Below are 9,099 nucleotides of genomic sequence, written 5' to 3'. Positions count from 1 at the left end.
TGGAAAAGCCCCGTCGCATTCGAACGGAAAGTGGCCTAAACGAGCACTTGGGGCGGCACAGAAACGTGACAGGTCCAATATGACTTCTGCGCTGTCTTCACTTCCTAGGCAGGAAGCACTATTCGTCGGCGAAGCAGCCGCTCTCCCAGCTCGAATTAAAATCAATTCTCTGTCTGAAGACAAGCTCCCTGATTCAAATGACATTTCATTTGCAAAAGCATGGTCAAAGGATACCCCCGATGACGCCTTCTTGGACCAAATTTGCAAAAACATGCAGTCATGAGAGCCAGAGGCCGGAAACAAAACACAGAACATACCAAGTCAATGTCGGCTTTTTATGGGAATGTGGCAACCCATTCGCATCCGCAGCGAATGCCTCCTATCCGCCCATATGGCGCATTCTATCTGACCGGGCTCTCGTGAACCAGGCCGCTTCGCGTTTTGGCCATACGGCTTCGCTCCCTTGCGCAAAGGCTGGGGCTGCCGCCCCAAGCGCACGCCGCAAAAAATAGACGGTCTCCCGAGGCTCTTCGCTGCGCTCATACGCCCGCCGTCGATTTTTGGCTTTGTTTGCCCCCCGCTTCTCGGCGAAATCCAAGGGTTGCATGCGCAACTCCTGTTTTAGAGGAGAAGAAAATGGGGAGCAAGCCACATCGGGCAGTGCTTAAATGTTTGTTGCGCGCCTTGGCTGTAAAAGTAGGGTTGAATCAACTGAAGTGTAGCCTATTTAGGTTCTTCAATTGACATCAAGTGCTTAGCTTCTGGATCGGGAACAGGCTTGTTCTGCTGTGCTAATCCGTATGGCACGCTCGCCAGAGCGAAAGCAAATACCAATGCCTCGACCGCAGTCCCATATCTCTCGCCAACAATTACTCTTAACAACTAAACCTCGATTTTTTTTGCATTCTCCCAGACTTTGTTGAAATGGTCAAGAAATACACTGTAAGTATCTGAATCATATGATAATTCAACCTGCGGAGCTGAAACAGCATCTAATTCTGTTAGGAATGGACTTACAAACATAGAGTTGCTTGTCCCATAAATACAAACGCCGGGCGACCTATCATACACTCTAAGTTCCGCTTGTCCATTAGCTGCAATGTCCACAAAGCTCCGAAATCTTGAGATACAGCTATGTTCTATTTCACTGATAAAAGCTTCCGAGTTTGCATGAACATTTCTCGTTTCGGATGTGCGGATATCAACGAAGGATGAAGCAGGATCAAGAATTAATAACTTTACATTTCCCCCTCGATTCAGCGTGTCAATTATTGCTGGGCGTAACCCTGTAAGATTAGGTGCATAGGTTTGAAGTATAAAGATATCCTGCGAACTTCTCGCGGATTTGACAAATAAGTTTCTATCGAAGCTCGCATGAACCGATTTTAGGCCTGAGCTTTTTATGTCTAGAGAACGTCTTACTGATTCATCGACGGAATTTGCGATTGTTTGGCTCAACTGGGTTTCTGTTTCTTTGCGTAAGGCAATGTCGAAGAGATAGACCGTAAGGGCAGTAGACATTAGCGCTGACAGGATCGAAAAGCCAACGATCAATATTGCGTCGAAGTTTGAGTGAGATTGATAATTTAGATAAAGGAACAACATCCCAGCAGCTGAAAGGAATGCAACGAACAAGCAAAACGCGGCTAATTTATATCCAAAGGGGCTAATAATCATGGTCGCCTCATTATTTATAATATGTAGAGCTGGCCTTCTTCGTAAATATTTAAGAACTATTCGATCTCATTCAATGCTGCGTGGATGCCTATGAGTTAAGATTCATGGAGTATGTATTAGCAATGAGGCTATGATTTGAATATTGCTTATAATAAAGGCGCGCGTTGTTTCTTGCTCGCTTGGCCTTATCAAGAGTTGTGATCTTTAATCAAATTCACTTCGTCTAGCACGATCAGCGGCTCAAATCCGGCCCGTCGCGGCTGCGCTTGGGGCGTGGCGATGTGCTTTGGCGCTTTCGTTTCCTCATATATGCATCGCGTTTGGCGTCCTTTGACGGTTCTTCCTCTGTTGGCTTTTTTAGGTTCTGGATATCTTGCCGTAGCTCGCTGCGGCTTTCTTTAAATTGGCGTCGCAGGGTTTGTTCTTTGCTCAACACCTCAAGATTTGAGTGCGTTTGAACTTGTGCAACTTGTTTGAGCTGTACCTGATCCCGCACAACCGCTTGCTTGGCTTCAAATTCATTCTTTGCAACGATCTTGCGGCGTTTGCCCGTGATCCGGTCCAGCAGCCCCGCAAGCCCTTTGCGCAGCCGTGCGTTGCGTTCAGCCTGTGCATGCGCCCGTTTCGCCTTTTGCTCCGCCGCAACCTTGGCAAGGTGCTCATGATGGGCGCGGGCTTGCTGCTCTTTTTGCCGCGCCAGTTGCGACGCCTTGATACGTTCTTGCTCCGTTTGTTGGCGTTCCAGCTCAGCCAGTCGCTTTGCCACAACATCCTTGGCGGCACGTTCGGCTTGCGCCACTGACGGCAAGACGTTCAGATCGCCCAAGCGGGCGCGGACGTCTTTTGCCTTCACGCCTGTCCAGCGCGAAATCGGATAGACTTCCCCTTTGTAATCGACGGCGACATGGCCGCGTCGATCCCCCCGCGCCAGATGAAAGCCGCGTTCTTGCAAGGCATGTTCAAAGGCAGGTTTGGAATCCGACATCGCCCATGTGTCCTGAAACATGGCTTTGAGCTTGGCGGGGTCTTTATCTGCCCGTTTGGCCTGCTGCCATTCAGCAAGGCTATAATTGCGCGGATCGCGAAATTCGGTGCGCTCAAACCCGCGCGGCATCACCCAGCCATGTTCGCGATAAAGCTCGCGCGACAAATCTTGCATTTTCCGCTTTGTGAAGGACAACTGCACCGCCTTCATATTCTCGGTATCCACGCGGCACCACACGGCATGCGCATGCGTGCGCCCGTTCTTTGTGTGTAGCACGATGGCGCGCGGTTGCCCCACGAGCCCCAGCCGTACTTCGACTTTATCAGCGGTCTCTTCAAAGAGTTCGGGCGAGGTGTTGGCCTCATGCGGCGGGTTCAAACTCAGGCTGAACAGATGCTGTTTGCAGCGCGTTGCCCGCGACATGGCATAGGATTCCTGAAACGCAAATTGCAGATCATCGGACGCGAAGCCGCGTATTTGGTGGACCTGCACGTGTTCATTCTCGTCCTTCATCAAATGAAGGGCGAGGTTCTTGCCGCCTCCGCGTTGATTGCCGACAAGGATCATGAGCTATGCTTTCAAGCCGAGCGCTTTGACCAGTTCAGTACGGATCAGGGCGACATTATTGCAGGCCGCGCGAATATCCCGCTCGGTCTCTGACGAGGCGACAAGCCGTTGGGCCTCAATCGCAAGCAGCAGCGCCGACAGGCGCGTTTGAAGGTCAGAGCGCCCAAGCAAACTCAGCGCTTTGGCGAGCGCCTCGTAATCCTGCACCTTGCTTTTGCGCGGCCGCTTGCCCGCAAATAGGCATTCTTTCACATAGCTGTTGAGCGACTGCCCCGCCGCCGCCTTTTCCAGCTTTGCCCGTTCGTCTTCACTCAGGCGCACCGACAGCGGGGAAGGGCGTTTGCGTTTTTTCGCTGGTGTCGGTTCTGGTGATTGCGCCGCAGTCGTGAACCGTCCTTTGAGATGTTCCATCATCGTCATGGCTGCAACTCCTCATATTCGAGGCCGCTTGATGACAGCACTTCTTCCCAGTCTTGCAGCGCTTCAAAGACAGCGCTCAAATTATCGCAAGGAAGCTGCTCAGGGTCGAGAAGTAGGTTCGATGTTGATCCCGTCGAGGGCACCATTTTCACATCCAGTAATATCCCAAGACATCCGATAAGCCCTTTGTTATAAGGGTTTTGCGGCGTTTCTTTGTCCGATGGTGTTTTAGGCCGTCCGATACGATGCCCCCAGATTGGGGGGCTTTTTGGGGGCTCCGCGTTGGACGTGAAAAAACGAGGCCCCCAATGCCATTAAGTGATTCAAAGATTCGGAATTTAAAACCCATAGATAAATCTTTCAAAGTTTCTGACTTTGAGGGGCTCTATATTTTGGTCAAACCCAATGGCTCTAAGCTTTGGAATTTCAAATACCGTTTGCACGGCGCAGAAAAGAAATTATCGATTGGGGCCTATCCCGATATTACTTTGTCGCAAGCTCGTAAAATTAAATCAGAGGCGCGCGCACAGGTCGCGGCGGGCATTGATCCTAGCGAAGCCAAGCAAGAAGCCAAGGCCCAAGCCCGCGAAGTTCATGGCAACACCTTTGAGAAAATTGGCGCGGCGTTTTTGGCCAAACAACAGATCGAAGGCAAATCCAAAGCCACGCTGGACAAGACCGCCTATCACTTGAAATTGGCGAACACCGCTTTTGGTCGCAAACCGATCACTGAAATCACAGCGCCAATGATTTTGAAATGCCTGCGTAAAGAAGAGGCCAAGGGCAATTATGAAACGGCACATCGCCTGCGCGCCCGCATCGGCTCCGTGTTTCGTTATGCCGTGGCCAGCGGGCTTGCGCTAATTGACGCCGCTGTTATCCGTCTAAATTCACACTTAAACAGGAGCGCCCAATGATGCGCAAAATCAACGAAGAAAACGAACGAATGAAGCGCCGTTATTTGCAATATCGCAAAAGGGCACAACGCAAAGACTTAAAGTCGGTTCAAAAAGATGCTGAAGGCATTCTCAGGTTTGAGCAAAGCACAGGCTTCAAAAGCTTTAAGCGATTTCACATCGAACAAGCAATCAAGTTCCAAGACCAACTGGAAAATGAAGTGAGTAAGGCGACGGGCAAGCCTCTGTCCAAATCCACCATTCGCAGCATTCTGATGGCCAACAAACGGTTCTTCTTTTGGCTTGCAGATCAAAGCGGATACAAAAGCCGCATTCGTCATTCCGATGCTGACTATTTCAACATGGATGCCAAAGGTGCGCGGGTGGCCAGTGCTGTGCGCGATACGCCTTATCCGTCGATGGAAATGGCTCGCCACGCGTTCTCATATATGCCCGAGGTCACTGAGATCGACAGGCGCAACAAAGCCCTGTTTGCGTTCTTTATGCTGACAGGCGCGCGGGACGGTGCAGTGGCGTCTTTGTGCCTCAAACACATCAACCTGATAGACGGCTGTGTGTATCAGGATGCGCGTGAAGTGAAGACCAAGAATGCCAAAACAATCACAACGTATTTTCTGCCTCTTGATGCTGAATATCTGGCTACGTTCACGGCTTGGGTCACCTACTTGCGCACTGAAAAGCTCTTTGGCCCTGATGACGCCTTGTTCCCGCCGCCGCAGATTCAGGCCGTAGACGGCGCTTTCACAGTGACAGGCCTCAAACGCGAGATTTACCAAAACGCCAATGCCATCCGTGCTGCTATCAAAGACGCTTTCCTGCGCGCTGATCTACCCCAATTCACCCCACATGCCTTTCGCAAAACCTTGGTCAAATGGGCCGACACTGCCTATCCAACCCGCGAAGCCTTCAAAGCCTTTTCGCAAAACATAGGCCATTCCAGCGTCATCACCACCGTCAGCGCCTATTGCCCTGTTGCGATTGAACGCCAAGCCGAGTTGATAAAAATGAAGTCCTAGATTGAAACTCTTTGAAATGCGTGGCTTACTCCGAGGATAAGATTATTTATTTTGGGGAAACGCGTGGATATTGAAGCGTTTATTGAGCGTTGGCAGGGGTCTGGTGGTAGCGAAATGGCCACCGCGCAGACCTTTGCTATTGAGCTAACAGACCTTTTAGGGGTCGAACGCCCATATGTGTCCGACAAAGATGGCGACTTTCTGGACTATCGCTTTGAGCGCCCTGTCACGCTGACTCATACGGGGCGGACGCGCAATGGGCGGATTGATCTATACAAAAAGGGCCATTTTATTCTTGAGGCCAAACAGTTCACCTCGCTCGATACCAAAGACAAAAACACTCTTGAGATGTTTGTCGCCAAAGACGCGCCGAAACAATCGGGACATGGCACACGCGGCACAGCCAAATTCGATGACACCATGCTCAAGGCACGTAACCAAGCCGACAACTATGCCCGCGCTGTGTCCAAAGAGGATGGCTGGCCACCCTTTTTGATGATTGTCGATGTTGGCCATGTGATCGAGCTTTATTCTGATTTCTCAGGCCAAGGGCAAGGCTACACACAGTTCCCAGATGGCAACCGCTATCGCATCTATCTTGAGGATCTGCGCCAACCTGAAACGCTTGATCTGTTGCGGGCCATCTGGACCGATCCGCAAAGCCTTGATCCGTCGCTTAAATCTGCAAAAGTCACCCGTGAGATTGCCGAACGTCTGGCTGAATTGGGCAAAAGCTTTGAAGGCCAAGGCCATGACAGCGAAACGGTTGCGCGGTTTTTGATGCGCTGCCTGTTTTCGATGTTTGCCGAAGACGTCGACTTGATCCCTATGGGCAGTTTTACCGAACTGTTGAAAAAGTTACGCGGTCACCCAGAACATGCCGAGCCCTCGCTGAAAGGCCTGTGGCAGACCATGGATGGCGGCGGGTTTTCTCAAGTGCTTATGCACGACCTCAAACGGTTCAACGGTGGGCTGTTCAAAGACGCAGATGCGCTGCCCTTGGACAACGTGCAACTTGGCCTGTTGATCGAAGCAGCCGAAGCCGACTGGAAACAGGTCGAGCCCGCTATTTTCGGTACCCTGCTAGAACGCGCTTTAGATGCCAAACAACGCCACAAACTGGGCGCGCATTATACCCCGCGTGCCTATGTTGAACGCCTTGTCACACCGACGATCATGGAGCCCTTGCGCGATGATTGGCGCAATGTGCAGATCGCTGTGCAGCGTTTGAACGCCGATGGCAAAACCGATAAGGCGCTCGATCTGGTCAAGGATTTTCACCACAACCTGTGCGAAGTGCGCGTTTTGGACCCCGCCTGTGGTTCGGGCAACTTCCTATATGTTGCTTTGGAAATGATGAAACGGCTTGAGGGCGAAGTCACCAGTTTGATGGATGAACTTGGCGAGGCCCAAAGCTCTTTCATCACTGTCGATCCGCACCAGTTCCTTGGCATCGAGTTGAACACTTGGGCCGCCAATGTGGCTGAGCTTGTCCTGTGGATCGGCTATCTGCAATGGCACTACCGCACCCATGGCATCGCCGCCCCGTCGGAGCCCGTGTTGCGTGATTTCAAAAATATCGAAAACCGTGATGCCGTGCTGGAATGGTCCGAACACACGCCACGTATCGATGAAAGCGGCGCGCCTGTGACCCGTTGGGACGGGGTGACAACCATCCGCCACCAAGTTACGGGCGAAGAGGTACCAGACCCCACCGCGCGCATTGCCGTCTATGACTATGCCAAGCCCAAACCGACCAAATGGCCAGAGGCGGAGTTCATCGTGGGCAACCCGCCGTTTATTGGCGCATCCCGTCTGCGGGACAGTCTGGGCGATGGTTATGTCGAAGCCCTATGGTCCGCCTACCCCAAAATGCCGCAATCTGCGGATTTGGTGATGTTCTGGTGGGACAAGGCGGCTTTGGCCGCACGTGGCTGGAATGCCAAGACGGGCAAAGGCACGCGGCGCTTTGGATTAATTACTACCAACTCTCTGCGTCAGACGTTAAATCGTCGTGTGTTAGAACCGCATCTAAACGATCCGAAAAAGCCGCTGTCACTGTTGTTTGCGATACCGGATCACCCTTGGGTGGATACATTGTATGGCGCAGCCGTGCGGATAGCTATGACCGTTGGGGCGGCTGGCAATCGTACTGGGCATTTACTGACTGTGACCAGTGAAAGCAAAGACAAAGAAGATGTGGATGGACGCATTGTCAGCTTTGACCGTCAGGATGGCAAGATATTTGCGAACTTACAGATTGGGGCTGATGTGGCTGGTTCCAAGGCTTTAACTTCAAATGAAAAACTTGCTGTAAAGGGCATGCAATTGAACGGCCAAGGCTTTATTTTAAGCGAAGCTGAAGCAAGGCCTTATTTTGAAGAGTATGGGGAAGCTATCACCCCTTATCTTCGAAGATATATGAACGGTTCAGATCTAACAAACAATAAGCCCGCAAGGTATGCTTTTGATCTTTACCCGATGACGCGGTCGGAACTAAAGTTAGCATTTCCAAAAGTCTACCAATTGCTTTTTGACCGAGTTAAGCCTGAACGTGATGAAAACCCAATTCCATTTCGCAGAGACAATTGGCAATGGTTTGGAGCAACACATAGAAATTATAGACAGGCATTAACCGGCTTGGAGCGTTATATTGGGACGACCCGCACATCAAAATTTAGGCTGTTTCAATTTCAAAACGGGAAGACAATAAGTGAAAGTAAAATTGTTGCTGTTGGGCTCTCAGATGCTTGTCAACTTTCGATACTGAGTGGAAAAATACACACGGTGTTTTCTCTTGCAGCGGGCGGTTGGTTGGGGATCGGAAATGACCCAACATATAATCATACTGACGCTTTCAATAAATTCCCCTTCCCAGACCTCACAGACCCGCAACGCATCCACCTGCGCCAGCTTGGCGAAGACCTCGACGCGCATCGCAAGCGCCAACAGGCGGCGCATCCGAAGCTGACCTTGACCCAAATGTACAACGTGTTGGAAAAGCTGCGCGCGGGCGATGATATCGAAGGCAAGGACAGAGAGATTTACGACCAAGGTCTCATCGGTATTCTGCGTGATCTGCATGATCAAATCGACGCCGCTGTGGCCGATGCTTACGGCTGGCCACAAGACCTCAGCGATGAAGATATTCTGATGCGACTGGTTGATCTCAACAAGGAGCGCGCCGAAGAAGAAGCGCGCGGTCACATCCGCTGGCTGCGCCCTGAGTATCAAAACCCAACAGGCGTGCAGGTGGAAAAAGGCAAAACCGCCGATATGGATCTCGGCGTTGTTGCCAAGGTCGAAAAAGCCCCATGGCCCAAAACCATGCCCGATCAAATCGCCGCCGTGCGCGAGGCTCTGGTGGATATGGGCGAGGCGTCCCCCGAACAAATCGCCCGCCGTTTTTCCCGTGCCCGCACCACAGCCGTGCAACCTTTGTTAGAAAGTTTGGCAGCGCTTGGGCAGGCGGATAAATTGGATGACGGCAAATTTGCCGCTTAATTTGAAGATAGGA

General features: G+C 51.4%; 8 protein-coding genes. 4 read left to right on the top strand and 4 right to left on the bottom strand.

The window, feature by feature from the left end; all coding sequences use genetic code 11:
- Positions 1-283: hypothetical protein (locus tag WNY38_RS12445; RefSeq protein ID WP_342857660.1), on the top strand; the 283-nt coding region annotated here is incomplete at its 5' end.
- 599 nt (positions 284-882) lie between these two features.
- On the opposite strand, the gene WNY38_RS12440 is transcribed toward WNY38_RS12445, so the two are convergent.
- The 4 genes from WNY38_RS12440 to WNY38_RS12425 all read right to left on the bottom strand — a co-directional run bounded on the left by WNY38_RS12440 (position 883) and on the right by WNY38_RS12425 (position 3,795).
- Positions 883-1,677, bottom strand: a complete 795-nt coding sequence (locus WNY38_RS12440) for a hypothetical protein (RefSeq protein ID WP_342857659.1) — start codon at positions 1,675-1,677, stop codon at positions 883-885.
- A 232-nt stretch (positions 1,678-1,909) separates the two neighbouring features.
- Positions 1,910-3,229 carry a relaxase/mobilization nuclease domain-containing protein gene (locus WNY38_RS12435; protein ID WP_342857658.1) on the bottom strand — a complete coding sequence of 440 codons (1,320 nt, stop codon included), beginning with the start codon at positions 3,227-3,229 and terminating at the stop codon, positions 1,910-1,912.
- A gap of 3 nt (positions 3,230-3,232) precedes the next feature.
- Complete coding sequence (locus WNY38_RS12430) at positions 3,233-3,649, bottom strand: hypothetical protein (protein ID WP_342857657.1); 417 nt, start codon at positions 3,647-3,649, stop codon at positions 3,233-3,235.
- A complete protein-coding gene (locus tag WNY38_RS12425) occupies positions 3,646-3,795 on the bottom strand; it encodes a hypothetical protein (protein ID WP_342857656.1) in 150 nt (49 codons plus the stop codon). Before WNY38_RS12425 ends, WNY38_RS12430 begins: the two co-directional genes overlap by 4 nt.
- 162 nt (positions 3,796-3,957) lie before the next feature.
- Between WNY38_RS12425 and WNY38_RS12420 the strand changes: the two genes are divergently transcribed.
- The 3 genes from WNY38_RS12420 (at position 3,958) to WNY38_RS12410 (ending at position 9,086) form a co-directional block, all read left to right on the top strand.
- Positions 3,958-4,566, top strand: coding sequence for an integrase arm-type DNA-binding domain-containing protein (locus WNY38_RS12420; protein WP_342857655.1), 609 nt, complete (start codon positions 3,958-3,960; stop codon positions 4,564-4,566).
- Positions 4,563-5,582 (top strand): site-specific integrase, encoded by a 1,020-nt coding sequence (locus WNY38_RS12415; protein WP_342857654.1) that lies wholly within the window; start codon positions 4,563-4,565, stop codon positions 5,580-5,582. Before WNY38_RS12420 ends, WNY38_RS12415 begins: the two co-directional genes overlap by 4 nt.
- 63 nt (positions 5,583-5,645) lie before the next feature.
- Positions 5,646-9,086, top strand: a complete 3,441-nt coding sequence (locus WNY38_RS12410; protein WP_342857653.1) for a DNA methyltransferase — start codon at positions 5,646-5,648, stop codon at positions 9,084-9,086.
- Positions 9,087-9,099 lie beyond the last annotated feature (13 nt).

The sequence above is a fragment of the Pacificibacter sp. AS14 genome, from assembly GCF_038899935.1.
In the GTDB taxonomy this organism is placed as follows: domain Bacteria; phylum Pseudomonadota; class Alphaproteobacteria; order Rhodobacterales; family Rhodobacteraceae; genus Celeribacter.
Note: the sequence above shows the minus strand (reverse complement) of the source record. Positions and strands in the feature narration are given on the sequence as shown.